Origin of the sequence: Rhodococcus sp. PSBB066, assembly GCF_017068255.1 — a bacterium.
In the GTDB taxonomy this organism is placed as follows: Bacteria; Actinomycetota; Actinomycetes; order Mycobacteriales; family Mycobacteriaceae; genus Rhodococcus; species Rhodococcus aetherivorans.
This window is the reverse complement of the sequence record NZ_CP070859.1, coordinates 4,803,222-4,826,969: the sequence shown is the minus strand read 5'-3', so window position 1 is coordinate 4,826,969 and position 23,748 is coordinate 4,803,222. Positions and strand designations below refer to the sequence as shown.

22 protein-coding genes and 1 pseudogene are annotated in these 23,748 nt (G+C 72.0%); 11 read left to right on the top strand and 12 right to left on the bottom strand.

Annotation, left to right across the window (positions count from 1 at the left end):
- The first annotated feature begins 122 nt into the window (after positions 1-122).
- On the top strand, positions 123-740 hold the full coding sequence (locus JYA75_RS21905; RefSeq protein WP_029542881.1) for an NADPH-dependent FMN reductase: 618 nt from the start codon (positions 123-125) through the stop codon (positions 738-740).
- Here JYA75_RS21905 and JYA75_RS21900 read toward each other — a convergent pair.
- The 4 genes from JYA75_RS21900 to pdhA are packed head-to-tail and all read right to left on the bottom strand — an operon-like array spanning position 737 to position 5,332.
- Positions 737-1,912: an MFS transporter gene (locus tag JYA75_RS21900; RefSeq protein WP_185713567.1), complete on the bottom strand. Its 1,176-nt coding sequence runs from the start codon at positions 1,910-1,912 to the stop codon at positions 737-739. The genes JYA75_RS21905 and JYA75_RS21900 overlap by 4 nt on opposite strands.
- A gap of 21 nt (positions 1,913-1,933) precedes the next feature.
- Complete coding sequence (locus JYA75_RS21895) at positions 1,934-3,226, bottom strand: dihydrolipoamide acetyltransferase family protein (RefSeq protein WP_239010476.1); 1,293 nt, start codon at positions 3,224-3,226, stop codon at positions 1,934-1,936.
- Between the two features lie 22 nt (positions 3,227-3,248).
- Positions 3,249-4,232 carry an alpha-ketoacid dehydrogenase subunit beta gene (locus tag JYA75_RS21890; RefSeq protein WP_006940154.1) on the bottom strand — a complete coding sequence of 328 codons (984 nt, stop codon included), beginning with the start codon at positions 4,230-4,232 and terminating at the stop codon, positions 3,249-3,251.
- Complete coding sequence (pdhA, locus tag JYA75_RS21885) at positions 4,229-5,332, bottom strand: pyruvate dehydrogenase (acetyl-transferring) E1 component subunit alpha (protein WP_006940155.1); 1,104 nt, start codon at positions 5,330-5,332, stop codon at positions 4,229-4,231. Before pdhA ends, JYA75_RS21890 begins: the two co-directional genes overlap by 4 nt.
- 166 nt (positions 5,333-5,498) lie before the next feature.
- Here pdhA and JYA75_RS21880 point away from each other — a divergent pair, with 166 nt between their 5' ends.
- Positions 5,499-5,969: an Lrp/AsnC family transcriptional regulator gene (locus JYA75_RS21880; protein WP_006940156.1), complete on the top strand. Its 471-nt coding sequence runs from the start codon at positions 5,499-5,501 to the stop codon at positions 5,967-5,969.
- A 43-nt stretch (positions 5,970-6,012) separates the two neighbouring features.
- Here the strand turns inward: JYA75_RS21880 and JYA75_RS21875 are convergent, their stop codons facing one another.
- From JYA75_RS21875 to JYA75_RS21865, 3 genes are all read right to left on the bottom strand, one after another.
- Positions 6,013-7,185, bottom strand: coding sequence for a thiolase family protein (locus JYA75_RS21875; protein ID WP_029542887.1), 1,173 nt, complete (start codon positions 7,183-7,185; stop codon positions 6,013-6,015).
- 93 nt (positions 7,186-7,278) lie between these two features.
- Positions 7,279-7,755 (bottom strand): thioesterase family protein, encoded by a 477-nt coding sequence (locus tag JYA75_RS21870; protein ID WP_006940160.1) that lies wholly within the window; start codon positions 7,753-7,755, stop codon positions 7,279-7,281.
- A complete protein-coding gene (locus JYA75_RS21865; protein ID WP_006940162.1) occupies positions 7,752-8,948 on the bottom strand; it encodes a benzoate/H(+) symporter BenE family transporter in 1,197 nt (398 codons plus the stop codon). Before JYA75_RS21865 ends, JYA75_RS21870 begins: the two co-directional genes overlap by 4 nt.
- 74 nt (positions 8,949-9,022) lie before the next feature.
- Here JYA75_RS21865 and JYA75_RS21860 point away from each other — a divergent pair, with 74 nt between their 5' ends.
- Complete coding sequence (locus tag JYA75_RS21860) at positions 9,023-9,859, top strand: sulfurtransferase (protein ID WP_029542891.1); 837 nt, start codon at positions 9,023-9,025, stop codon at positions 9,857-9,859.
- Between the two features lie 10 nt (positions 9,860-9,869).
- On the opposite strand, the gene JYA75_RS21855 is transcribed toward JYA75_RS21860, so the two are convergent.
- The 3 genes and pseudogenes from JYA75_RS21855 to JYA75_RS21845 all read right to left on the bottom strand — a co-directional run bounded on the left by JYA75_RS21855 (position 9,870) and on the right by JYA75_RS21845 (position 11,908).
- Positions 9,870-10,694, bottom strand: a complete 825-nt coding sequence (locus JYA75_RS21855) for a shikimate 5-dehydrogenase (RefSeq protein ID WP_050036332.1) — start codon at positions 10,692-10,694, stop codon at positions 9,870-9,872.
- Positions 10,695-10,849: 155 nt separating this feature from the next.
- Positions 10,850-11,500 (bottom strand): annotated as a pseudogene (locus tag JYA75_RS21850) (HNH endonuclease family protein); the annotation flags it as partial.
- An 81-nt stretch (positions 11,501-11,581) separates the two neighbouring features.
- Positions 11,582-11,908 carry a hypothetical protein gene (locus JYA75_RS21845; RefSeq protein ID WP_006940172.1) on the bottom strand — a complete coding sequence of 109 codons (327 nt, stop codon included), beginning with the start codon at positions 11,906-11,908 and terminating at the stop codon, positions 11,582-11,584.
- A 189-nt stretch (positions 11,909-12,097) separates the two neighbouring features.
- Between JYA75_RS21845 and JYA75_RS21840 the strand changes: the two genes are divergently transcribed.
- From JYA75_RS21840 to JYA75_RS21810, 7 genes are all read left to right on the top strand, one after another.
- Entirely contained in the window at positions 12,098-14,902 is a 2,805-nt protein-coding gene (locus JYA75_RS21840; protein ID WP_029542896.1) for a DEAD/DEAH box helicase, read from the top strand.
- Positions 14,899-15,657 carry an SWIM zinc finger family protein gene (locus JYA75_RS21835; protein ID WP_185713564.1) on the top strand — a complete coding sequence of 253 codons (759 nt, stop codon included), beginning with the start codon at positions 14,899-14,901 and terminating at the stop codon, positions 15,655-15,657. The genes JYA75_RS21840 and JYA75_RS21835 overlap by 4 nt, the downstream gene beginning before the upstream one ends.
- Positions 15,658-15,846: 189 nt before the next feature.
- The gene (locus JYA75_RS21830) at positions 15,847-17,352 is read left to right on the top strand and encodes a CoA-acylating methylmalonate-semialdehyde dehydrogenase (RefSeq protein ID WP_006940176.1); all 1,506 of its coding nucleotides are present in this window, start codon (positions 15,847-15,849) and stop codon (positions 17,350-17,352) included.
- Between the two features lie 12 nt (positions 17,353-17,364).
- The gene (locus JYA75_RS21825; protein WP_161997038.1) at positions 17,365-18,519 is read left to right on the top strand and encodes an isobutyryl-CoA dehydrogenase; all 1,155 of its coding nucleotides are present in this window, start codon (positions 17,365-17,367) and stop codon (positions 18,517-18,519) included.
- A complete protein-coding gene (locus JYA75_RS21820) occupies positions 18,516-19,577 on the top strand; it encodes an enoyl-CoA hydratase/isomerase family protein (RefSeq protein ID WP_203329323.1) in 1,062 nt (353 codons plus the stop codon). The genes JYA75_RS21825 and JYA75_RS21820 overlap by 4 nt, the downstream gene beginning before the upstream one ends.
- Position 19,578: 1 nt before the next feature.
- Positions 19,579-20,487: a 3-hydroxyisobutyrate dehydrogenase gene (mmsB, locus tag JYA75_RS21815; protein WP_006940179.1), complete on the top strand. Its 909-nt coding sequence runs from the start codon at positions 19,579-19,581 to the stop codon at positions 20,485-20,487.
- On the top strand, positions 20,484-21,260 hold the full coding sequence (locus tag JYA75_RS21810) for an enoyl-CoA hydratase (protein ID WP_006940180.1): 777 nt from the start codon (positions 20,484-20,486) through the stop codon (positions 21,258-21,260). The genes mmsB and JYA75_RS21810 overlap by 4 nt, the downstream gene beginning before the upstream one ends.
- Before the next feature lie 54 nt (positions 21,261-21,314).
- On the opposite strand, the gene JYA75_RS21805 is transcribed toward JYA75_RS21810, so the two are convergent.
- Positions 21,315-21,851, bottom strand: a complete 537-nt coding sequence (locus tag JYA75_RS21805) for a MarR family transcriptional regulator (protein ID WP_203329322.1) — start codon at positions 21,849-21,851, stop codon at positions 21,315-21,317.
- A 189-nt stretch (positions 21,852-22,040) separates the two neighbouring features.
- On the opposite strand from JYA75_RS21805, the gene JYA75_RS21800 reads away from it, so the two are divergent.
- Positions 22,041-22,586, top strand: coding sequence for a protein-tyrosine-phosphatase (locus tag JYA75_RS21800; RefSeq protein ID WP_006940182.1), 546 nt, complete (start codon positions 22,041-22,043; stop codon positions 22,584-22,586).
- Here JYA75_RS21800 and JYA75_RS21795 read toward each other — a convergent pair.
- Positions 22,571-23,719, bottom strand: a complete 1,149-nt coding sequence (locus JYA75_RS21795) for a sulfotransferase (RefSeq protein ID WP_168579488.1) — start codon at positions 23,717-23,719, stop codon at positions 22,571-22,573. The genes JYA75_RS21800 and JYA75_RS21795 overlap by 16 nt on opposite strands.
- Positions 23,720-23,748 lie beyond the last annotated feature (29 nt).

Genomic DNA, 23,748 nt, shown 5'->3' with positions numbered 1-23,748 from the left:
GAGTTCGACGAACCGGGGCGTCCGCACGGAACACCGTGCGGGCGCCCCGCTCGTGTGCGACCGTCGGAGGTGGCAGGCGGGCTGTGCCCCGGCCCGTGGCACCGACGGAAAGGATGCGTCCCGTGACCGAGCACCCAGGGACCGAGCACTCAGGGACCGAGCACCCAGGGACCGAGAGGACGTACAGGGTCGGCTACTTCGTCGGCAGCCTGTCGTCCACCTCGATCAACCGTATCCTCGCGAAGGCGTTGATCCGGCTCGCCCCGCACGACCTCGAATTCGTCGAGATCGCCATCCGGGACCTGCCGCTCTACAGCCCCGACTACGACGCGAACTACCCGCCGGAGGGGGCCGCGCTCAAGGACGCGATCGCCGCTGTGGATGCGGTGCTGTTCGTCTCACCCGAGTACAACCGGTCGATTCCCGGGGCGCTGAAGAACGCCATCGACTGGGCGTCGCGCCCGTGGGGGCAGAACTCGTTCGATCACATCCCGGCCGCCGTGATCGGCGCCTCCATCGGCGCGATCGGCACCGCCGTGGGCCAGCAGAGCCTGCGCGCCGTGCTGAGCTTCTGCAACGCGCGGCAGATGACGTCGCCCGAGGCGTACATCCATTACACGCCCGAGGTCTTCGGGGACGACGGCACCGTCCACAACTCGGGCACCGAGGACTTCCTCCGCAACTACATGCGCGAGTTCCGCGACCACGTCGTGCGGGTCCTGACCGTCCTCCCGCGCTAGCGGCCGTCCACGCGCGCCAGCGTGCGACGGGTCCGCTCACCGACGGAGCCGGCGAGGGCTGCGGCGGCGAGCACACATGCCAACGGCACCGTCATCGCCGCGGTGAGCGACGTCGCCTCCGAGAGCCAGCCGATGGTGGCGGGCCCCGCCAGGAACCCGATGTATCCCATGCCGACGACACGGGACATGTTGCGGCCCGGGGCGCCGGCGTCGATGTTCCCGGCTGCGCTGAAGATCTGCGGCACGGCGCCGGACAGGCCCAGCCCGAACAGCGCCCATCCGGCGAGCGTCGTGGGCAGCCACGGGGAGGCGACGACCGTGCCCATCCCGGCCCCCGCCAGCAGCGTGCCGTACCGGACCACGGCCACGGCGCCGATGCGGGCGCTGACGCGGTCCGCCACGAAGCGGCCGAGCGTCATCGTCGTGGAGAACGCGCCGAAGGCCAGCGCCGCGACCGCATCCGGGCTGCCCAGGTGTTCCTTGACCTGCAGGGCGCTCCAGTCGTTGGCGACGCCCTCGCTGAGCATCAGCATGAACGCGAGCCCGCCGAGCAGCAGCACCCGGCGGGAGTATCCGCCGCGCGGGCCGGGCTCGCGCGGGTACTCGACCCGGGGCACCCGCACGAGGTGCGGCGCCGAGACCGCGACGACGAGCGCGCCGACGAGGCCGGCGCCGCCGAGGGCGACGGCCGGGGCGAGCCCCGTCGCCAGGGCGGCCGCCCCGACCAGCGACCCGGCGACCCCGCCGACCGAGAACAGGCCGTGGAACGCGGCCATGATCGGCCGCCGGTAGCGTTGCTCGACCGCCACGGCCTGCGAGTTCATCGACACGTCCAGGGCGCCGTTCGCGAACCCGAACACCGCGAGCGCCACGCCCAGCTGCCACGCCGCGCCGGCCAGGCCGGGGCCGAGGGTCGCCACCGCCAGCAGGACCGCCGCGGCGACGGTGGTGCGGTCGCTGCCGAACCGGTCGGCGAGCGGACCGGTGGCCTGCATTCCGGCGATCGCCCCGGCCGCGAGGACCAGCAGCAGAGAACCCAGCGTGGCGTGGTCGATGCCGACGCGCTCCTCGATCGCGGGGATGTGCACCACCCACATCGCGAGCAGGAACCCGTTGACGCCGAAGGTGGCGAACACGGCCGCGCGGGCGCGGCGAAGATCCTGAGCGGTCACGTGTCCCGACGCTACCGCCCGTCAGATACCGGCGAGCAGTTCCGGCACCGGGTCGGTGAGGATCGCCCCGATCTCGGCCAGCGCCCGCGCTGCCTGCTCGCCGTCGACGAGACGATGGTCGAACGACAGCGACAGCGTCGTCACCTGCCGGACGGCGAGTTCGCCGTCGACCACCCACGGTCGCGGGGTGACGGCACCGAGCGCGAGGATCGCCGTCTCCCCGGGATTGAGGATGGGGGTGCCGGTGTCGACGCCGAACACGCCGATGTTGGTGATCGAGACCGTGCCGCCGGTCAGGTCGGCCGGGGTGGCCCGGCCGGAGCGGGCGGTCTCCGCGGCGTGGGCGATGGCGCCGGCGAGGTCCGGCAGCGACATGCGGTCGGCGTCGCGGATCACCGGCACCATCAGGCCCGAGTCGGTGGCGGTCGCGATGCCCAGGTTGACGTAGTGGCGGGTGACGATCTCCTGGTGCTCCTCGTCCCAGGCCGCGTTGAGGACGGGCTGGTGCTCGAGCGTCCGCAGCAGCGCCTTGGCCACCACGGTGAGCAGCGTCGGGTGACGGCCCTCGAAGGCGGCCGCGCTGCGCAACCGGGCGACGAGGTCGACCGTGGCGGTGACGTCGCAGGTGAGGAACACGGTCACGTGTGGGGCGGTGAAGGCGCTGCGCGCCACCGCGGCGGCGGTACGTCTGCGGATCCCGTGGATCGGGGTCCGGGTCTCGCGATCCGATCCTGTTGCCGCCGTAGCGGGTCCGCGTTCCTCCGCGGCGCGTCGGACGTCCGGGACGGTGATCGCCCCGCCCGTGCCGGTACCCGTCACCTCGGTGAGATCCACGCCGAGGAGCCGGGCCTCGCGGCGTGCCGACGGTTTCGCGTCGGGGCGGTGCCGCTCCCCGGGCGGTGGGGGTGCCTGCGCCGGGGCCGGTGCCGCCGCTGCGGCGCGGGCCGCGCGCCGGCTCACCGGCGCGACGCCCGGCCCGTAGCCGACGAGCACCTGCACGGGTGAGTCCCCGCCACCGGTCGGGGCCGGCGCGGTGCCCGCCGCGACCGGCACCGCGATGCGGATCAGTGGCGCCCCGACGGGCACGCCGGCGCCCGGCTCGGCGAGCAGTTCGGCGACCGTTCCCGCGTACGGGGAGGGCAGTTCCACCGTTGCCTTGGCGGTCTCGACCTCGGCGATCACCTGGTTGAGCTCGACCCGGTCGCCGACGGCGACGGACCACGACACCAGTTCCGCCTCGGTCAGGCCCTCCCCGAGGTCCGGCAGCCGGAACACCTCGCTGTGTTCGGTCACCACGATGCCGTGTTCGCTCATGCCCGGTTCCATGTCCGGCTCCTCACGCCGCGAGGCTGCGGTCGACGGCGTCGAGGATCCGGTCCGGGTCGGGCAGGTGGTACGCCTCGAGTTTCGCCGGGGGATAGGGGATGTCGAAGCCGCCGACCCGCAGCACCGGCGCCTCGAGCTGGTAGAAGCAGCGCTCCGCGAGCTGGGCGGCGATCTCGGCGCCGATGCCGCAGAACAGCGGAGCCTCCTGCACCACGACGAGCCGTCCGGTGCGCCGGACCGACGCCTCGACGGTGTCGAAGTCGATGGGCGAGAGGGACCGGAGGTCGATCACCTCGACCGAGTGCCCCTCGGTGTCGGCGATCTGTGCGGCGTGCAGCGCGGTGGCCACCATCGACCCGAACGTCACGACGGTGACGTCCGTTCCGGGCCGGGCGACGCGGGCCTTGTCGAGCGGGAGGTCGGGCTCGGCGTCGAGGTCGACCTCGCCGCGGTCCCAGTACCGGCGTTTCGGCTCGAGGAAGATCACCGGGTCGTCGAGCGCGATGGCCTGCTGGATCATCGTGTAGGCGTCGGCCGGATGGCTCGGGCTGACGACCCGCAGTCCGGCGGTGTGCGTGAAGTACGCCTCGGGTGACTCCGAATGGTGCTCCACCGCACCGATCCCGCCGCCGTAGGGGATGCGGATGGTCAGGGGGGCGGTGACCCTCCCGGCGGTGCGGTAGTGGATCTTGGCGACCTGCGAGACGATCTGGTCGAACGCGGGGTAGACGAAGCCGTCGAACTGGATCTCGCACACCGGCCGGTAGCCGCGCAGGGCCATGCCGAAAGCCGTTCCCACGATCCCGGATTCGGCGAGGGGCGTGTCGATGACGCGGTTGTCGCCGAAGTCCTTCTGCAACGTGTCGGTGACCCGGAAGACCCCGCCGAGCCGGCCGACGTCCTCGCCCATGATCACCACCTTGCGGTCGTGTTCGAGGGCCCGGCGCAGCCCGGCGCCGAGGGCGGCCCCGAGGGCCAGCGTGGTGGTGGTCATGACAGCGCCTCCTCGTGGGTCGCGTTCTCGAAATCGGCGAGGTAGTCGCGGTAGCGGGTTCGTTCCTCGGCGATCATCGGATGGTCGGTGGCGTAGACGTGGTCGAACATGCTCAGCGGCTCGGGGTTCGGGGCACCGAGGGTGCCGGCGCGCAGCCGGGCCGCGGCCTCGTCGGCGGCGGCGCCGACCTCGTCGAAGAACTCGTCGCCGGCGTGTCCTTCCCGCCGGAGCAGCCGGTGGAGCCGGTCGATCGGGTCCCGGGCCTTCCACAGTTCGGTCTCGGCGGGGGTGCGGTAGCGGGTGGGGTCGTCGGAGGTGGTGTGCGGGCCCATCCGGTAGGTGATGGCCTCGACGAACGACGGGCCGCTGCCCTCCCGCGCATGCCGGGTGGCCCGGCGGGTGACGGCGAGCACCGCGAGCGCGTCGTTGCCGTCGACCTGCACGGCCGGCATCCCGTAGCCGGCGGCGCGCTGCGCGATCGGGACGGGACTCTGCGACCGGACCGGGTGGCTGATCGCCCAGTGGTTGTTCTGGCAGAAGAAGACCACGCCGACGCCCCACGCGACGGCGAAGCCGAGGGCCTCGGCGATGTCGCCCTGGCTGGTCGCCCCGTCGCCGAAGTAGACGACGGTGGCGATCTCGGCGCCGTCGAAGTGGGCGCCCATCGCGTATCCGGTGGCGTGCAGGCCCTGGGAGCCGACGACGATGGCGGGATTGGTCATATTGACCGTGGCCGGATCCCAGCCGGAGTGGGCGCACCCGCGCCACAGCCGGGTCATGTCGGCGGGGTCGACGCCGCGGCACCAGGCCACCCCGTGCTCGCGGTAGCTGGTGAACACGTAGTCGTCGCGGTGGAGGGCGTGCGCGGAGCCGACCTGGGCGGCCTCCTGGCCGAGCAGGGGCGCCCACAGTCCGAGTTCGCCCTGCCGCTGCAGCGCGGTGGCCTCGGCGTCGAGGCGGCGGACGACGACCATGTCGCGGTAGAGGGCGCGGAGTTCGTCGGGTCCGACGTCGGCGACGAGCGCGGAGTACTCGGGGTTGTAGACCCGTCGTCCGTCGGGCTGGATCAGCTGGACCGGATAGGCAATCTTGTCGACCACCGTGCACCACCTCGCTATGGCGGGACCGGTCGCCCTCGTGAGGCGGGCCGGCGGACCTGTGTTGTACCTCACATGATCCACGCGGGGTGCAGGTGCGCAATCGGCCGATGCGCAATTGTGCAGGAAGCACGGTTTCGGGGTGCCCGACGCTGTCATACTGCGAAATATGACCAGTCTCGATGCCACCGACGCCCGGCTGCTGCTCGAGCTTGCGCGGACCCCGCGGGCGACCGGGGTGGAGCTGTCCCAGCGTCTGGGGTTGTCCCGGAACACGGTGCAGGCGCGGCTCGCGCGATGGGATGCGGAGGGGGTCCTCGGGTCGTTCGAGCGGCGGGTGGATCCGCGGGCTCTCGGCTATCCGCTGGCGGCGTTCGTCGCCACCCGGGTCGATCAGCACCGGCTCGATTCGGTCGTCGCGGCCCTGGCACAGATCCCGGAGGTGACCGAGGTGTACGGCATGACGGGGCAGACGGACCTGTCGGTGAAGGTGGTCGCGCGCGACGCCGAGGATCTCTACCGGCTGGCCGGGCAGATCCTCGAGATCCCCGGCGTCGAGCGCACCAACATGGCGCTGGTGATGCGCGAACTGGTGGGTCCGCGCACGACGCCGCTGCTCGAGCGGCTGGCGCAGCGATGAGGCGTGCCTTCCGGGACCGGGTCCCGGAAGGCACCACCGCGGACTAGAGGATCTCGTAGATCGTGGCGTTGGCGGTGCCGCCGCCCTCGCACATCGTCTGCAGGCCGTAGCGGCCACCCGTGCGGCGCAGGTGGTGGATCAACGTCGCGGCCAGGCGACCGCCCGAGGCGCCGAGGGGGTGGCCGAGCGCGATGGCACCGCCGAGGGGGTTCAGCTTCTCGAGCGGCGCGCCCGTCTCGCGTTGCCACGACAGCGGTACCGAGGCGAAGGCCTCGTTGACCTCGAACGCGTCGATGTCGTCGAGCGACAGTCCCGACCGCTTCAGCGCCAGGGCGGTGGCCGGGATGGGGCCGGTGAGCATCTTGACCGGATCGTCGCCGGTGACCACGGCGGTGTGCACGCGCGCGAGCGGGGTCAGGCCCAGCGCCTTCGCCTTCTCCGAGGTGGTGATCAGCAGCCCGGAGGCGCCGTCGGAGATCTGGGACGCGTTGCCGGCGGTGACCACTCCGTTCTCCCGGAACGGGGCCTTCAGGCCCGCGAGCTTCTCGACGGTGGAGCCGCGCCGGATGCCCTCGTCCGCGGCGATCACGGTGCCGTCCGCCAGGGTGTACGGCGCGATCTCGTCCGTGAACAACCCCTCGTCCTGCGCGCGGGCGGCCCGCTCGTGCGACCGGACGGAGTACTCGTCGAGCTCGGTGCGGGAGATGCCCCACTGCTCGGCGATGATCTCGGCGCCCACGCCCTGGTTGAAGCGGCCGTGGAAGCCGGGCGCGGTGAGCTCGTCGGCGTACCGCTCGCGGGCCGGACCGCCCATCTGCCCGGTGCCCTCGGGGGCGGAGGAACCCAGCGGGATCGCCGACATGATCTCGACGCCGCCGGCGACGACGAGATCGGCCTGGCCGGAGATCACCGCCGCGGCCGCCGTCGAGACGGCCTGCTGCGACGAGCCGCACTGCCGGTCGATGGTGAAGCCGGGCACCGATTCCGGCCAGCCCGCGCCGAGCACGGCCATGCGGCCGATGTTGCCCGACTGCATGCCGACGGATTGCACGGTGCCCCAGTGCACGTCGTCGACGAGCGCCGGGTCGATGCCGGTGCGTTCGGCGATGGTGCGCAGGACGTGGGCGGACAGCTCGACGGCGTGGACGCCGGACAGGCCGCCGCCCCGCTTGCCGATGGGGGTACGAACGGCTTCGACGATGACAGCATCGCGCATCTTGGGATCGCTCTCTCTCGGGGACGTGCGGATGCCCCGGAGTGTAATCCGGTAGATGAATACAATGCCAAGCGGATGCTTGGTGGTCGGGAGCTATTCCGCCGGGGGCGTCACCAGCTGGGCGACCGCCTTCTTGATCTCCTTGGGGATCGCCACGGGACGTCGCGTGCGGGCGTCGACGTACACGTGCACGAAACGCCCGGTCGCCGCCGGCTGCAGCCCGCCTTCGCCGTCCTCCCGGAAGATGGCCAGCGAATAGGTGACACTGCGGGTTCCCAGCCGCTCCACCGCCAGGCCGACGCGCAGCCGGTCCGGGAACGACAGCTCCGCCAGATACCGGCACGACGTCTCTGCGACCACGCCGATCGCGTCCAGCTCCCGGATGTCGACCCCGGTCGTGGCCATCAGCCATCCGTTGACCGCGGAGTCGAAGTACGAGTAGTAGGTGACGTTGTTGACGTGGCCGTAGTGGTCGTTGTCCGCCCACCGGGTCTGCATCGGCCAGAGGACCGGGAACCGGGCGGGAACGGGTGGGTCGGCGGCGGGCGTCGTCGGCTGGCGGTTCGTCACCGTGCTGACGATAGTCCCACGCGGACGGCAAGTCCGACCATCAACGCCCAGAATGCCGATCCGATACCGAACAGGGTCGATCCGGACGCCGCGACCAGGAACGTCACGACCGCTGCTTCGCGCTCCGGCGCGTCGCGCAGAGCCGAGGCCAGGGCCCCGCCGAGCGTCGCGAGCAGGGCCAATCCGGCCACCGCCTCGACCACCCCGTCCGGTGCCATCGCCACGACCGTCGCGAGCCCGGTCGAGCACAGGGCCAGCGCGAGATACGACCAGCCCGCAGACCACGCCGCCACCCACCGGCGTGCCGGATCCGGGTCCGCCTCGGGCGCCGCCGCCAGCGCCGCACTGATCGCCGCGAGGTTGATCGCGTGCCCACCGGCCGGCGCGCCCACGACGGTGCCGAGGCCCGTGACCGTCATCGCCGCCCGCCACGGCGTGGCGTAACCGAACGAGTCGAGCACTGCGGTGCCCGGGATGTTCTGCGACGCCATCGTCACGATGTACAGGGGCACGGCGATGCCGAGCAGCGCCTGCCACGTCCACGCCGGAGCCGTGAGATCGATCGAGGGCAGCAGATCCCGCGCCGCGGGCCGGGTTCCCGAGCGCGACAGGTGGATTGCCACGACCACCGCGGCCGTCGCGAACGCCCCCGGCACCGCCCAGCGCGGCCGCAGCCGCTGCAGCACGAGCCACGTCGCCACCACGGGCAGGATCGAGGCGGGCGAGGACATCACCCCCTCGACCGGGGCGAGGCAGAGCGGGACGAGCACCCCGGCGAGCATGGCCTGCGCCAGTGGCGTCGGGATCGCCGCGATCAGGGCGCCGAGCCGCGGCCACAGCCCCGTCAGGACGATCGCGGCGCCCACGACGACGAACGCGCCCACCGCGGCCGGCCATCCGCCCGCCACCACGCCGGTGCCGGCGAGCAGCGCGGCGCCGGGCGTGGACCACGCGAGGGTGATCGGTGTGCGGTACCGCCGCGCCAGCCACAGGATGCCGAGCCCCTGCGTCACACAGAGCGCCAGCAGACCGGACGCCGCCTCCGACGGCGACGCCCCGACCGCCCGCAGTCCCGTCAGCACCACCGCGAACGAACTGGTGAATCCGACGAGGGCCGTGACGATGCCCGCCCCGATCGGCTGGGTGAGCGGGGCGGGACGGGTGGGCGCGGGAGCATCTGACACGGGCGGCATTCTGCCGCAGTGGACGCCGCCGCACCTCCCGTGTCGCGCGGCGCCCACCGCGCGGGCGTGCCAGGATCGGAGCCATGGTTGCGAATCCCGTGCTGATGACCGTGCGCGAACTGGCCGATCTCGTCGAGGTGGGCAGGCCGCCGGTTCTGCTGGACGTGCGCTGGTCGCTCGACGACCCGAACGGCGAGGACCGCTACCACGAGGGTCACATCCCCGGAGCGGTGTACGTCGACCTCGAGACCGAGCTCGCCGATCCGGGCTCGCCCGAGCGAGGCCGTCACCCCCTGCCGGACGTGGTGCGGCTGCAGGACCACGCGCGACGGTGGGGGATCGACGACGGCGACACCGTCGCCGTCTACGACGACACCGGGGGCCTCGCCGCCGCCCGGGCCTGGTGGCTGCTGCGCTGGGCGGGCCTTCGGGACGTGCGCCTGCTCGACGGCGGGCTGTCGCTGTGGACGGCGGCGGGACATGGCCTCGCGGCCGGGCCGGGGGAGGCCGTGAAGCCGGGATCGGTGACCCTGCGCGGCGGCCGGATGTCCACCGTCGGCATCGACGAGGCGGCCGAGTTCCCTTCGCGGGGAACCCTGCTCGATGCGCGGGCCGCGGCGCGGTACCGGGGCGACGAGGAGCCCGTCGATCCGCGCGCCGGCCACATCCCCGGCGCGGTCAGCGCCCCCGCCACGGACAACCTCCGCGAGGACGGCACGTTCCGGACCGCCGAGGAACTCGCCGACCGCTTCGCGACCGTGTGCGGGGACGGTCCCGTCGCCGTCTACTGCGGATCCGGGGTGACCGCGACCCATCAGATTGCGGCGCTCGCCCTCGCCGGGATCGACGCAGCCCTGTTCCCGGGGTCGTGGTCGCAGTGGTGCCGGGACCCGGCCCGGGAGATCGCCACCGGGGCGTGAATGCCGGGGCTCAGGCCGCGGATCGGGAGAACTCCGACGCGCGGCGCACCTGCTCGGGCGTCGGAGTCACGCCGGTGTACAGCGCGAACTGCTGCGCCGCCTGCAGGGCGATGACCTCGGCGCCGGTGATCACGGGCAGTCCCCGCTCCTGGGCCGCGCGGATCAGCGGCGTCTGCGGGGGCATCGCCACCACGTCGAACACCGTCGTCGCCGCGCCCACCGCGGCTTCGGGGAACGGCAGCTGCCCGTATTCCGGCCCGCCCGCCATCCCGATCGGCGTGGCGTTGACGAGCAGGCCCGGAGCGAGCTCGCCGAGCTCGGGCCGCCAGTCGAACCCGTACTGCTGCGCGAGCGGGCGACCGGTCTTCTCGTTGCGGGCGATCACCGACACGTTCGCGAACCCGCTGTCGCGCAGGGCCGCCACCACGGCCTTGGCCATCCCGCCGCTGCCGGCGACGGCGGCCGGCAACGCGGGGTCGACCTCGTGCTCGCGCAGCAGATCCACCACCGCCTGGTAGTCGGTGTTGTAGGCGTGCAGCACCCCGTTCTCGTTGACGACGGTGTTCACCGACTCGATGGCCCGCGCCGAGTCGTGCAGCTCGTCGATCAGGGGAATGACCGCTTCCTTGAACGGCATCGACACCCCGCACCCGCGGATGCCGAGGCCGCGGATCCCGGCCACCGCCGCCGGCAGGTCGGTCGTCGTGAACGCCTTGTACACGAAGTCCAGGCCGAGTTCGTCGTAGAGGTAGTTGTGGAAGCGGGTGCCGATGTTGCTCGGGCGGCCCGACAGCGAGATGCACAGGCGGGTGTCCTTGGTGATGCGCGAAACCATGAGTGCCACGCTAGTTCCCTGTGCCCGGATGCGGGGCACGGCGCCGGAGGACGGCAGCCGCGCGACCACCGGGCGTCCGCGCGGGCAATTCGTGGATGGGTCCGACCGACGAGCGGGCGGTCGCCGCGACGACGGGCTCGGCACGCGGAGATCGTCGACGCCAGCGCCCGCCGGTCGGCCACCGTGATCGGCAGCCCGTAGCGCACCGCCACCGACAGGTACTTGCCCGCGAACCAGCAGCGATACGCCGCCGCCGGCGGCAGCCACTCGGCCGGGGTGTGATCGCGCTTGTCCTCGTTCGCCGGGCCGTCCACCGCGATCAGGTTGTAGGCGACGTCGTTGGCGAACTGCCGGCGCCGTTCGGCCGGCCAGGCCGCCGCCCCGAGGTCCCACGCCGCCGCCAGGGGGTAGATGTGGTCGATCTGGACGGCCCGGCCCTCGGCGCGACGGAATTCGAGCCGCGCCCCGGTGTACGGGTCGGTCAGCGTGCCCGACAGGACGACACAGTCGCCGGTGCCGGGCCGGAACGCCACGTCGCGCAGATCGCGGGCGAGCACGTTGTTGCGGGTGTCGCACCCGTCGCGGCCGCCTGGTCCCGGATGGTCGTCGGACCACGCCTCCCCGAACACGCACCCCTCGCCCGGTCCGCACCCCCGCTCGTACCCCGGCACCTGCGGCCGGTGCGGCACCACCGCCGCCCGCGCCAGCAACTGTTCGAGCTCGCCGCGGCCGGGGCTGCCCGGTGCCGGTGGTGCGTTCGACTCGATCCGGTCCCAACCCCACGACACGGCGATCGCGACCGCCACCACCAGCCCCCAGAACGCTGCGCCCCCTCGCACGCGGACATTCTCACCGACCGCACCGACAGCGGCGGCGCCGGTGCCCGCTCAGCCGTCGGTCGTCAGCGGAAACCGCGTCGCGTGGATGGACTCGATGGTGCGGCCGTCGTGCCCGACGATCCACGACCCCCCGTGCTGCCTGCACTCGGCGATCCGGTCGAACACGGTCAGCAGGAAGAACACCGCCTGCTCCGCGGTGGCGGTGGCGGCGAGCCGGTGGGACTCACCGTGTTTCGTCCCGTCGAGCCACACGCCGCACTGGCCGTCGAGCCGCATCGTGGTGATGTGCTCGGAGTCGACGAACGCGTACTTGACCTGCTCCCAAGGGGTGTGGGCGCTGTAGGCCTGTTCGAGGACCTGGATCATGATCGACATCGCAGTCTCCTGGTGGGTGCACCTGCAGCCCAGTGTCCTCCGGGGAGCGAGCCCGATCCAGGGCCGATCGTCACCGGCGCTCGGCGCACGCTCGGCACGACCGTCCCGCGCGGGCCCACCCGCCACGACGGCGGGCGTGCGCCCCAGCCCGTCACGACGGTGTCGGTCGCGGCTGGCACCATGGTGGGCATGCTGCACGGGCTGTGGTCACCGGGAGCGGGCCTGATGCTGTGGCGCGACGGCGACGACCCGCCCGACGACACACCCGCTGTACTGCGACGATGGATCGACCGGCCGTTCCGGCACCGCGTCGAGCTGCGTCTGCCCGGCGACGACGCTCCGCGGCGGATCCCCGCGGTGGCGGTCGCGCCGCCCGACGCCGCGGAGCTGCTGCTGGCGCTGCCGCGGCACGCCGAGGGGGTGGCCGGGGACCTGCGCTACCTCGCCCACGTCGCCCGCGGCATCGAGCGCTGGGCGCAGGCCGGGCGGGTGGCCCCGGAACTGCACCGCGCCGACGGGCAGTGGTGGGCCCGGTGGCGCCTGCTCGGCGGCGACCGGATCCGGGCCTGGACGGCCGAGCTGTCCGCCGCGATGCCGCCGGTGCAGCGGCAGGCCGGCCGGCCCGCGGCGCTCCTCGACGACCTCGCCACCGAGCTCACCGATCCGATCACCCGGGCGTTGATCGGCAACGTGGGTACCTCGCTGCATCCGCTGATCGCCGCCCTGGCCGAGGGGCAGCCGCACCACAGCGGCTCCCAGCGCATGGCCGAGGCGCTGGACGAATGGCGGGCCTCGCTCGCCGGAAACGAGCCCGACCTGGTGCTGCGGCTCGTCGAACCGGACGACGAGGAGGACGGCATCGGCGCCGACACGCTGTGGCGGCTCGAGGTGTGCCTGCGGTCGGAGGGGCAGGCGCCGGTGCCGGTGCCGGTGGACGGCTCCGACGCGCAGCTGCTGCAGATCGGGATCCGCAAGCTCGGCGCCGCCCTGAAGGCGTATCCGCGGCTGCAGGACGTGCCGCGCGACCCGGACAGCCTGGACCTGCTGCTGCCGACGGGGGTCGTGACCGACCTCGTGGAGCACGGTGGCCGTGCGCTGGGTGAGGCCGGCGTCGCGTTGCTGCTGCCGCGCGCGTGGGCGCGGCTCGAGCCGTCGCTGCGGCTGCAGGTGTCCTCGCCGGTCGCACCCGTCGCCGCCGAGGACGACACCGTCGGCATGAACGCGCTCGTCTCGTTCGAGTGGCAGCTTGCCGTGGGCGACATGCTGCTCACCCCCGCCGAGATGGAACGGCTGATCGCGGCCAACAGCGACCTGGTCAAGCTGCGCGGCAAGTGGGTGCAGGCGGATCCGATCGCGCTCGCGCGGGCCGCCCGCTACGTCGCCGGCCAGGGCGCGACGGACGCGACGCTGGCGACGTTGTTCGGCCGGTTCACCGGCGACGAGCCGCCACCGGTGGAGGTCACCGACGTCGCCGCGACCGGCTGGGTGGCGACCCTGCTCGACGGGCAGGTCCGGCCCGAACCGGTGTCGCCCCCACCCGGCCTGCACGCGACCTTGCGTCCGTACCAGCAGCGCGGCCTGGAGTGGCTGGCGTTCATGAGCGGCCTCGGGCTGGGCGCGGTGCTGGCCGACGACATGGGCCTCGGCAAGACCGTGCAGGTGCTCGCGCTGCTCGCCCACGAACGGGCGGGCGGCGACGACGTGCCCCCGACGTTGCTGGTGTGCCCGATGTCGGTGGTGGGCAACTGGCAGCGCGAGGCCCAGCGGTTCGTCCCGGGCCTGCGCGTGCACGTCCACCACGGCCCGGCGCGGTTGCGCGACGCCGCGCTGGCCGCGGCGGTCGCCGACAGCGACCTGGTGATCACGACGTACGCGCTCGTCGCGCGTGACGTGGCGCCGTTGAGGTCGCTGCGCTGGGGCCGGGTGGTGCTCGACGAGGCCCAGCACGTGAAGAACGCCGCGACCGCGCAGTCCCGCGCGACGCGGGCGATCCCCGCGCGGCACCGCGTCGCGCTCACCGGCACCCCCGTGGAGAACCGGCTCGAGGAACTGCGATCGATCCTCGACTTCGCCAATCCCCGCCTGCTGGGTTCGCCGTCGACGTTCCGGGCCCGGTTCGCCGTCCCGATCGAGCGGGAGCGCGACGCGGCCGCCGCCGCGCGGCTGCGGGCGTTGACGTCGCCGTTCGTGCTTCGCCGCGTCAAGACCGATCCGTCGGTGATCTCGGACCTGCCGGAGAAGTTCGAGCAGACGGTGCGGGCCAACCTGACCGCCGAGCAGGCGGCGCTGTACCGGGCGGTGGTCGACGAGATGATGCGGCAGATCCGGGACAAGGAGGGCATGGCCCGCAAGGGCGCGGTGCTCGCCGCGCTGACCCGGCTCAAGCAGGTGTGCAATCACCCCGCGCACTACCTGGGCGACGGCTCCGGGGTGCTGCGGCGGGGCCGGCACCGTTCGGGCAAGCTCGGGCTGGTGGAGGACATCGTCGAGTCGATCCTCGCCGACGGCGAGAAGGCGCTGCTGTTCACCCAGTTCCGGGAGTTCGGTGAGCTGATCGCCCCGTATCTCGCCGAGCGGTTCGACACCACGGTGCCGTTTCTGCACGGCGGGGTGTCCAAGGGCCGGCGCGACGCGATGGTCGCCGCGTTCCAGGGCGACGGCGGCCCGCCGATGATGCTGCTCTCGCTCAAGGCCGGCGGCACGGGCCTGAACCTGACGGCCGCGAATCACGTGGTGCACCTGGATCGTTGGTGGAATCCGGCGGTGGAGAACCAGGCCACCGACCGGGCGTTCCGCATCGGCCAGCGCCGCGACGTGCAGGTCCGCAAGCTCGTGTGCGTCGGCACGCTGGAGGAACGGATCGACGAAATGATCGCGGGGAAACAGGAATTGGCGGAGCTTGCGGTGGGAGCGGGCGAGAACTGGATCACCGAGCTGTCCACCGAGCAGCTGCACTCGCTGCTGTCCCTGGGCGACGAGGCGGTGGGCGAGTGAGCCCGGCCGGCGGGTTCGACCGTTACGGCAAGCGCCGGCGGGTCGTCGGCGGCATCGAGGCGCGGACGAAGCGCGGGTCGATCGGACGCACCTGGTGGTCGAAGGAGCTGGTCTCGGCGATGGAGCAGGTCGCCGACAAGGGCCGGCTGGCGCGGGGCCGGACCTACGCCCGGTCGGGACAGGTGGTCTCGATGCGGCTCGAGCCCGGCGTGGCGGTGGGGGAGGTGCAGGGCAGTCAGCTGCGCCCGTTCACCTCGACGGTCTCGATCCGCACGCTCGACGAGGATGCGGTCACGGAGCTGATCGACCGGGTGCGGTCGGCTCCGGGCATGTTGGTCCGGCTCGCGGGTGGTGCGCTGCCGGAGGAACTGGGTCCGCTGCTGCTGCCGCGGCGCGCCGGTGAACTGGACTTCGACTGCACGTGCCCGGACGACGGGTGGCCGTGCAAACACGCGGCGGCGGTCGGGTACCTGCTGGCCGAGCACATCGACGAGCAGCCGCTGGCGGTGCTCACCCTGCGCGGGGTCGACCTGAACGCATTGATCGGCGGGGTGGACGCCGCCGAGACCGACGACGAGGACTTCTACGGGGACGCGATCCGGTTGCCGGATCTGCCGGCCGAGCCGTACCGGCCCGCGCTGGACGATCTCGATCCGATGCTGTTGCGGCGGGTCCTGCGGGCCGGCGGCACCGACGAGTCGGTGGTCATCCGCGGTGCCGCCGACCTGGAAGAGATGTACCGGCGGCTGCGATAGGCCGCTCCTCGGCCGGTGCGTCCTTTGGGCGGCTGGAGCGACCCGAAGGACGCACCGGCGGCGCAGCCGCCTATGGACATACATGGACTTCCAACTATAGGATGAGCACACATTGCCGGGGGTGTCGTCCGCTGCCCCCGATCATCCCACCGAAACACGAGAATTCGACCAGTTAGGACGGATCCGGACATGAGCGTTCGAGAACTCACCCACTTCGTCGGGGGCAAGCACATCCCCGGTGCCTCCGACCGGTTCGCCGACGTCTTCGACCCCAACACCGGCGAGGTGCAGGCCCGGGTTCCGCTCGCCGACGTCGCCGAGGCAGAGGCCGCCATCGCGAACGCCGTCGAGGCTCAGAAGGAATGGGCCGCGTTCAACCCGCAGAAGCGCGCCCGCGTGCTGATGAAGTTCCTGCAGCTCGTGCAGGACGACATGGACAACCTCGCGCGGCTGCTGTCCTCCGAGCACGGCAAGACCGTCGCCGACGCCAAGGGCGACATCCAGCGCGGCCTCGAGGTGATCGAGTTCGCCACCGGCATCCCGCACCTGCTCAAGGGCGAGTTCACCGACTCCGCCGGCACCGGCATCGACGTCTACTCGATGCGCCAGCCGCTCGGCGTCGTCGCCGGCATCACCCCGTTCAACTTCCCCGCGATGATCCCGCTGTGGAAGGCCGGACCGGCCATCGCGTGCGGAAACGCGTTCGTGCTCAAGCCTTCCGAGCGCGACCCGTCGGTGCCGCTGCGCCTGGCGGAGCTGTTCATCGAGGCCGGGCTGCCCGCCGGCGTGTTCAACGTCGTCAACGGCGACAAGACCGTCGTCGACGTGCTGCTGACCGACGAGCGCGTCAAGGCCGTCGGCTTCGTCGGCTCCACGCCGATCGCCCAGTACATCTACGAGACCGCCGCCGCCCACGGCAAGCGCGCCCAGTGCTTCGGCGGCGCCAAGAACCACGCGATCGTCATGCCCGACGCCGACATGGACCAGGTGGCCGACGCCCTCGTCGGCGCCGGCTACGGCTCCGCCGGTGAGCGCTGCATGGCCATCTCCGTCGCGGTGCCCGTCGGCGAGGAGGCCGCCGAGGCTCTCGTCGCCAAGCTGAAGGAACGCGTCGCCGAGCTGAAGGTCGGCCGCAGCGACGACCCGAACGCCGACTTCGGCCCGCTCGTCACCGCCGAGGCTCGCCAGCGGGTGCACGACTACATCCAGTCCGGCATCGACGAGGGCGCAGAGCTCGTCGTCGACGGGCGCGACTTCGTGCTCGAGGGCCACGAGAACGGCTTCTTCTCCGGCGCCACCCTGTTCGACAACGTCACCGCGGAGATGAAGATCTACCGCGAGGAGATCTTCGGTCCCGTCGTGATCGTCGTCCGCGCGCACGACTACGAGGAGGCCCTGCGGCTGCCCTCGGAGCACGAGTACGGCAACGGCGTGGCCATCTTCACCCGCGACGGCGACACCGCCCGCGACTTCACCAACCGCGTCAACGTCGGCATGGTCGGCGTGAACGTGCCGATCCCGGTGCCGATCGCGTACCACACCTTCGGCGGCTGGAAGCGGTCCGGCTTCGGCGATCTCAACCAGCACGGCCCGGACTCGATCCGCTTCTACACCAAGACCAAGACCGTCACGCAGCGCTGGTTCTCCGGCCTGAAGGAGAACGCCGACCACTTCGTCATCCCGACGATGGACTAGGACGAGATACCGATGTTCACCCTCACCGACGACGACCGGGCGATCCGCGACACCGCCCGCGACTTCGCCGCCGAGTTCCTCGCCCCGAACGCGGTCGAATGGGACCAGACCAAGCACTTCCCGGTCGACGTCCTGCGCAAGGCCGCGGCCCTCGGGATGGGCGGCATCTACGTCCGCGAGGACGTCGGCGGGTCGGGCCTGCGTCGCCTCGACTCCGTCCGGATCTTCGAGGAACTCGCCAAGGGCTGCCCGTCCATCGCCGCCTACATCTCCATCCACAACATGGTCACGTGGATGATCGACCGGTTCGGCAACGACGAGCAGCGCCGCCGTTGGGTCCCCGGGCTCTGCTCGATGGACCAGCTCGCGAGTTACTGCCTGACCGAGCCCGGCGCCGGCTCCGACGCGGCGGCCCTGAGCACCAGGGCCGTCCGCGACGGCGACGAGTACGTCCTCACCGGCGCCAAGCAGTTCATCTCCGGCGCCGGCACGTCGGACGTGTACGTGGTGATGGCCCGCACCGGCGACCCCGGCCCGCGCGGCATCTCCGCGATCATCGTCCCGAAGGACACCCCCGGGCTGTCCTTCGGCGCCAACGAGAAGAAGATGGGCTGGAACGCCCAGCCCACCCGGCAGGTGATCTTCGACGGTGCCCGGGTGCCCGCCGAGAACCTGCTCGGCGAGGAGGGCAGCGGTTTCCGCATCGCCATGCACGGGCTCAACGGAGGCCGGCTCAACATCGCCGCGTGCTCGGTCGGCGGCGCTCAGGCCGCGCTCGACAAGACCGTCGGCTACCTCGCCGAACGCAAGGCGTTCGGCGAGCGGCTGCTCGACTCGCAGGCCCTGCAGTTCCGCCTCGCCGACATGCGCACCGGTATCGAGGCCTCCCGCACCCTGCTGTGGCGCGCGGCCGACGCACTGGACCGGAATGCCGACGACGTGGTCGAGCTGTGCGCCATGGCGAAGCGATTCGCCACCGACGCCTGCTTCGACGCCGCCAACGACGCGCTGCAACTGCACGGCGGCTACGGCTATCTTGCCGAGTACGGGCTCGAGAAGATCGTGCGGGATCTGCGGGTGCATCAGATCCTCGAAGGAACCAACGAGATCATGCGGGTGGTCGTCGCGCGCAGCGTGGTGGCCGCGGCGCAGAACGGAGCAAAATGACCGAGACGGAAGACGTCCTCGTCCGGGTCTCCGGCGGCATCGGCCGGATCACCCTGAACCGGCCCAAGGCCATCAACGCCCTGAACTACGACATGGTGAAGGTGACGGCCGCCGCGCTCGGCGAGTGGGCCGGGGACGACTCGGTCCGTGCGGTCGTCGTGGACGGGGCGGGGGAGCGCGGCCTGTGCGCCGGCGGTGACATCGTCTCGATCTACCACGACGCCCGCGACGGAGGCACCGGCTCGCAGGGCTTCTGGCGCGACGAGTACATCCTCAACGCCGCCATCGGCCGCTACCCGAAGCCGTACGTGGCGCTCATGGACGGCATCGTCATGGGCGGCGGCGTCGGGATCGCCGCCCACGGCAACGTCCGCGTCGTCACCGAACGCTCCACGATCGCGATGCCCGAGGTGGGCATCGGCTTCGTCCCCGACGTGGGCGGCACCTGGCTGCTCTCGCGCGCACCGGGCGAGCTCGGCACCCACCTCGCCCTGACCACCGGCCGGATGACGGCCGGCGACGCCATCGCCCTCGGTTTCGCCGACCACTTCGTGCCGTCCGAGGCGCTCGACAAGTTCGTCGCCGCCCTCGAATCCGGCACGGTCGACGAGGCGCTCGCCGAATTCGCCCAGCCGGCCCCGGAGTCGCCGCTGCTCGCGCAGCGCTCCTGGATCGACGCCGCCTACTCGGCGCCGACCGTCGAGGAGATCGTCGCCCGCCTGCAGGCCGCCGAGGAGCCCGAGGCCCGCGCGGCCGCCGAGCAGATCCTCGGCAAGTCGCCCGTCGCGCTGAAGGTGACCCTGCGATCGGTGCGCCACGCCCGCGAACTCGGCAGCCTCGAAGAGGTACTGAACGAGGAGTACCGGGTGTCCCTGGCGTCGTTGCGCTCGCACGACCTCGTCGAGGGCATCCGCGCGCAGGTGGTCGACAAGGACCGCAACCCGGCGTGGTCGCCGGCGACCCTCGCCGACGTCACCGACGCGGACGTCGACGCGTACTTCCAGCCACTCGGCGAGCTCGAACTCGGGCTCGTCGCACCCGAGAAGGAAACCGCCTGACATGAGCACACTGCCGAACGTCGCCTTCCTCGGTCTCGGCCACATGGGCGGGCCGATGGCCGCGAACCTCGTCAAGGCCGGCTACCCGGTCACCGGTTTCGACCCGGTGCCGGCGGCCCAGGAACAGGGCCGCGCCGACGGCCTCACGATCTCCGAGTCCGCGACCGACGCGGTCCGCGACGCCGACGTCGTGATCACGATGCTGCCCAACGGCGCCCTCGTGCTGAAGCTGTACGACGAGGTCCTGCCGGCCGCCCGGCCGAACACGCTGTTCGTCGACAGCTCCACCATCGACGTCGCCGACGCGCGCGCCGCCCACGAGAAGGCCGTGCAGGCCGGGCACCGCGCAATCGACGCGCCCGTCTCCGGCGGCGTGGCCGGTGCGGCCGCCGGCACCCTCGCCTTCATGGTCGGCGGGTCGGAGGAGGACTTCGAAGCCGCAAAGCCGCTGCTCGAGGTGATGGGTCGCAAGGTCGTGCACTGCGGCGGGTCCGGCGTCGGCCAGGCCGCCAAGATCTGCAACAACATGATCCTCGGCGTGTCGATGATCGCCATCAGCGAGGCCTTCGTGCTCGGCGAGAAGCTCGGACTGACCAACCAGGCCCTCTTCGACGTCGCGTCCAACGCCTCCGGCCAGTGCTGGGCGCTGACCAGCAACTGCCCGGTGCCCGGGCCGGTGCCCACCACCCCCGCCAACAACGACTACCAGCCCGGGTTCGCCGCCGCGCTCATGGACAAGGACCTCGGTCTGGCCGCGAACGCGTTGCGCGCCAACGGCGTCGACGCAGAGCTGGGGCTGCGGGCCGCGGAGATCTACCACCGCTTCAACGAGTCGGGTGGCGGCGGACTGGACTTCTCGGCCATCATCACCGAGATCCGCAACCGCTCGACAGAACAGGAAACCCAGTGACGGACTTCGAGACGATCCTGCTCGACCGCAAGGACCGCGTCGGCATCATCACGCTGAACCGGCCCAAGGCGCTCAACGCCCTCAACAGCCAACTGATGCGTGAGGTGGTGGCGGCCGTCGAGGAGCTCGAGGCGGATGCCGGTATCGGCGCCATCCTGCTCACCGGCTCCGAGAAGGCGTTCGCCGCGGGCGCGGACATCAAGGAGATGGCGCCGAAGACGTTCTCCGAGGTGTACGCGGAAGACCTGTTCTCGCAGTGGGATCGGCTCTCCTCGGCCCGCAAGCCGATCATTGCCGCCGTCTCCGGGTACGCCCTCGGCGGCGGCTGCGAACTGGCCATGCTGTGCGACTTCATCATCGCCGCGGACACCGCCAAGTTCGGCCAGCCCGAGATCAAGCTCGGCGTCATCCCCGGCATCGGCGGCTCGCAGCGGCTCACCCGCGCCGTGGGCAAGGCCAAGGCGATGGACATGTGCCTGACCGGCCGGAACATGGACGCCGAGGAGGCCGAGCGCGCGGGCCTGGTGTCGCGCATCGTGCCGGCCGCGGACCTGTTCGACGTGGCGCTCGAGGCCGCGACCACGGTGGCGTCGATGTCGCTGCCCGTCGCGATGATGGCCAAGGAGGCGGTCAACCGGTCCTTCGAGACCACCCTCGCCGAGGGCGTGAAGTTCGAGCGGCGGGTGTTCCACTCGACGTTCGCCACCGCCGACCAGAAGGAAGGCATGGCCGCGTTCGTCGAGAAGCGCGCGCCGGAGTTCAAGCACGCCTGATCGTCGTCCTCGACCGGGGCCGTTCCGCATCCTGCGGGACGGCCCCGATCCGTGTCACCACCTGGTGGGATCGCCTCCGGTGTCGAAGTCGCCGGCGTCGCGGCGCAGGCCGGCCAGGATCCGCAGCAGCGTCTCGAGCTGGTCGTCGGGCACGCCGGGCCGGGCGAACACCTCGGCGTTGAGCTTCTCGGTGGTCTCGACGGCCAGCGCCCGCCCCTCGTCGGTCAGTTCGACCAGTGTGGCGCGACGGTCGCTCGGGTGCGGGGTGCGGCGCACGAGCCCCGCGGTCTCGAGCCGGTCCACGGCATTGGTGACGCTGGTGGGGTGGACCTGCAGCCGGGCGCTGGCCTTCGCCATGGGCAGCGCCCCGGTCCTGGTGAAGTGCAGCAGGGTCAGCAGTTCGTACCGGGCGAACGTGAGCCCGAACGGTTTGAGGACCTCCTCGACCCGCGCCATCATGATCTGCTGCGCGCGCATCACGGAGGTCACCGCGGCCATGCCGTCCGCGACCTCACCCCAGCCGTGGGCCGTCCACTGGCGGTGGGCCTCGGCGATCGGATCGAGCGGTAGGGGTGCGGGCATACCGGGCATACGTCGATCATCCCATGTCGCACGGTCTGGACGTGACGTGGACACGGCTTCCGGACCCCGCCGGGGCGGCCCGCGAACCGGCCGCCGTGAGTGAACGACACGCGGCGTGCGTGCGAACGGCACGTGAACATCGCACGGCGCCGAAAATCGCGTCCCCTCCGCCCGATTCGCGGCGGCTAGAGTGCGCGCGTGCACATCCTGTTCGTCTGCAGCGGCAACGTCTGCCGGTCCGTGATCGCGGAGCGGCTGACGCGGGCCTACGCGTGCGAATCGGGGTGGGCCGACCTGACCGCCGAGAGCGCGGGCACGCGGGCCCTCGTCGGGTATCCCGTCGAACCCCGGGCGGCCGCGGTCATCGCCGGTCTCGGCGCCGACGCGAGCGACTTCCGCGCCCGCCGGGTGACCGCGACGATGGTCGAGGGCGCCGACCTGGTCCTGACCATGAGCGAGGAGCAGCGCGACCGGGTCGCCGGCCTGACCGCCGGCGCCGCGGCGAAGTCGTTCACCCTGACCGAGGCGCACCGCATCGCGACCGTCACCGGTGCGGAGACGATCGCCCGGCTCGACGCCTGCCGGGATCCCAGCGGCGCGGCCCGCACCCCGAACATCCCCGACCCGATCGGCCTGTCCGAGCAGGCGTTCGTCGAGACCGGGGATCTCATCGCCGCCGCGCTGTTCCCGCTGCTCGACGTCCTCGCCGCCGCGGCGGTCGCCGCGGGTCAGCGACAGGCGTAGTCCGGGAACCGCTCGTCCACCTCGGCGTCGCTCAGACCGAAGTCCTCGAGCCGGTAGCGGTGCGCCGGCCGGCGGTCCCCGCTGCGGCTCTCGGCGTGCAGCGCGGCCATCGCCTGTTCGGCGCCGGCGGTGAGCGGGATGCCGAACCGGTCGTAGATCGCGCCGACCGTGCCGAGGGGATCGGCGACGAAGTCGCGGTAGTCCACATCGACGAACCGATCCGGGTGGTGCCGGCTCCGTTCCGCGGTGAACGTGTCGAGCCCGCGCGCCCACAGGTCGAGCTGGCTGCGCCCGATGCTCGCGCCCCGGAAGGTGTGCGACCAGCCGTCGGTGGCGTGCGCGGCCAGGCTGCACACCGACGGGATCACGGTGCGCGGGTCGCGGTGGGTGACGACGATCAGCGCGTCGGGGTAGACGGTGAGCAGTTCGTCGAGTGCGAACAGGTGGCTCGGGTTCTTCAGGACCCAGCGCTTGCCGGCGTCGGGAAGCCCGATCAGCTGCAGGTTCCGGCGGTGCCGGGCGTACGCGCCGGTCCAGTCCTGCCGCGCGAGCCAGCGCGAGTAGGTGGGCAGGTGCGCGAGGCATTCGTAGGACACCGATCGGAAGGACTGCCGCAGCAGCTGCCAGCACTCCTCGACCTCGCCGGCGGACATGTAGTGCACACCCATGAACTCCGGGTGCTCGACGTGGTGCTGCGCGAACCCGGCCTCGATGGCCGCGAACGCCGGGTTCCCGGCCCACGTCTCGCGCGGCGGCCGTGGCTGCGGCAGCTCGGTCAGCCACATCTCGAGTCCCTGGTGGCCGGGATCGGCGGTGAGCAGGCGGTGCAGCGCGGTGGTGCCGGTGCGGGGGAGGCCGGTGACGAAGATCGGCCGTTCGATCGCGACGTCGGCGTGCTCGGGGTGGGCGCGCCAAGCCGATTCGCTCAGCAGCCGCGCGACGAGGGCGCCGCGCAGGAACACCCGCGACATCTTGCTGCCGAGCGGGGTGAGGTGTTCGTCGCGCGCATACGAGTCGAGAAGGACGCCGAGGGCCTCGGTGTAGTCGTCGTCGCCGAAGTCGGTCAGGCCGGTCAGCCGCGTCGCGGAGGCGTGCAGGTCCTCGACGGTGCCGACGCTGGTGCGTTCACTCATGCATCTCCCTTCCCTGTGCGCGCTTCTGG